We start from the raw sequence: 2,207 nt of genomic DNA, 5'->3' as shown, positions 1-2,207 counted from the left end.
GACCCAGACGCTGGCGAAGGACGTATGCCGGCGCGCATTGCTGTCATAGGGCGAAATACGCACCAGGCGATGAACGCCCGATTCCGTCTTCATCCAGCCATAGGCATTGTGGCCTTTGATCATCAACGTGGCCGACTTGATGCCGGCCTCTTCGCCGTCATGCATTTCCAGCACTTCGACCTTGAAGCGACGACGCTCGGCCCAGCGCGTGTACATGCGCAGCAGCATCGAGGCCCAGTCCTGGCTTTCGGTGCCGCCGGCACCGGCATGGATTTCGAGATAGGTGTCGTTGGAATCTGCTTCACCCGACAGCAACGTCTCGACCTGGCGGGCCTTCGCTTCGCCTTGCATCGAGCGGATCGCGGCTTCGGCCTCGGCAATGACCCCCTCGTCGCGCTCTTCCTCGCCGAGCTCGATCAGGCCGATATTGTCTTCCAGCGCCTGCGTCAGACCTTTCACCGAGGCGATGCCCTCTTCCAGGCCCTGGCGCTCGCGCATCAGCTTCTGCGCTTCCAGCGGCTCGTTCCAGAGGCTGGCGTCCTCGGCGCGCACATTAAGGTATTCAAGCCGCTTTATGGCCTGATCCCAGTCAAAGATGCCTCCTCAGCAGGGTTATCGCCTGCCTGATCTCGTCGACAATATTCTGCGTTTCCGCGCGCATGGCTGGCTGTTCTGTCCTGTTTGCTGAAGTCGGTCGGCGCGATACATAGGCAGGCCGCCGCCGGCTGTAAAGCAAAATGGGCTGGCGCCAAGGCCAGCCCATCCGCTCATGAAAATCGTCAGTAGAGGCCGCCGCCGCCGGACTGGATGGCCTGGTTGGCCTGCGGTGACAACGCGCCACCGGTGGCATTGGAGCCGTCGGCGCCCATGCCGATGACCCAATAGCTGTCGGCGGGACCGGTACCCGGCTTGAAGGCTTCGATGATGGTGCCCGGATCGCCCGATGCGGCACGCATGCCGGTCTTGCGGTTGATGGCGACCAGGTTCATGCCTTCGGGCACCTTGAAATCGACATTGGGCGTGCCGTCCAGCGCCACCCGCATGAAGTCCTTGAAGATCGGGGCTGCGAGGCCGCCACCGGTGGCGCCATGGCCAAGGCCGCGCGGCGTGTCGTAGCCCATGTAGAGGCCGACGACGAGGTTGGGCGTGTAACCGATGAACCAGGCGTCCTTTTCGTCGTTGGTCGTTCCAGTCTTGCCAGCGATGTGACGGCCGAGTTCACTGATGGTGGCGCCGGTGCCGCGTTGCACGACACCTTCCATCATCGAGGTGATCTGGTAGGCCGTCATCGGATCGAGCACCTGCTCGGAATTGTCGACGAGTTCCGGCTCCGGCTGGTTCTGCCATTCGGGCGCATTGCAGCCCTGGCAGCCACGTTCGTCCTGCTTGAACACCGTCTTGCCGTAGCGGTCCTGGATGCGGTCGATGAGCGACGGTTTGATCGACTTGCCGCCATTGGCCATGATCGAATAGGCCGACACCATGCGCATCACGGTGGTTTCGCCGGAACCCAGCGCCATCGGTAGATAGGGTGCCAGATGGTCGTAGACACCGAAGCGCTCGGCATATTCGACGACCAGCTTCATCCCCATGTCATTGGCAAGCCGCACCGTCATCAGGTTGCGCGACTTCTCGATGCCGGAGCGCAGGGTCGCCGGACCGGCAACGGTGCCGTCGTAATTCTTCGGCGTCCAGCTCGTGTTGCCGCTCTGGATCGTGATCGGCCCGTCCATGATCACCGAGGCCGGCGTATAGCCATTGTCGAGTGCGGCCGAATAGACGATCGGCTTGAACGAGGAGCCCGGCTGGCGCATGGCTTGCGTGGCGCGGTTGAATTCGGACTGCGCATAGGAGAAGCCGCCGACCATGGCCAGCACGCGGCCGGTGTGCGGGTCCATGGCGATCAGGCCGCCTTCCACTTCGGGCACCTGGCGCAGGCTGTAGGCGCCATCGGCACCATCGTTTTTCTGCACGAAGATGACGTCGCCCGGCTTCAGCACCTCCGCCGGCGACTTGGCCTTGACGGTCTTGCCGGCAACCACATGGCGCATGGCAAAACCCATGTCCTCCTTGCTGACGGTGCCTTCGACGCGCTCCTTGACGATCTCGCCCGACGCCTGCCGTGCGGGCTGCAGGCCGATCGACAGCCCGGTCGCCGAACTGTCGAGCACGACGGCGAGCGACCATTCGGGAACATCCTCCAGCCC

Annotated in this window: 1 protein-coding gene and 1 pseudogene; both read right to left on the bottom strand. The window is 63.3% G+C overall.

What is annotated here, in order from left to right; all coding sequences use genetic code 11:
- Nucleotides 1–661, bottom strand: a pseudogene (locus tag EN939_RS31085) (PCRF domain-containing protein); the annotation flags it as partial.
- A gap of 118 nt (nt 662–779) precedes the next feature.
- Nucleotides 780–2,207 (bottom strand): penicillin-binding protein 1A (locus EN939_RS31080; RefSeq protein WP_272483120.1); only part of this gene is annotated, 1,428 nt, incomplete at its 5' end.

This window comes from Mesorhizobium sp. M7A.F.Ca.CA.002.05.1.1 (genome assembly GCF_003998335.1).
Classification (GTDB): Bacteria; Pseudomonadota; Alphaproteobacteria; order Rhizobiales; family Rhizobiaceae; genus Mesorhizobium.
Note: the sequence above shows the minus strand (reverse complement) of the source record. Positions and strands in the feature narration are given on the sequence as shown.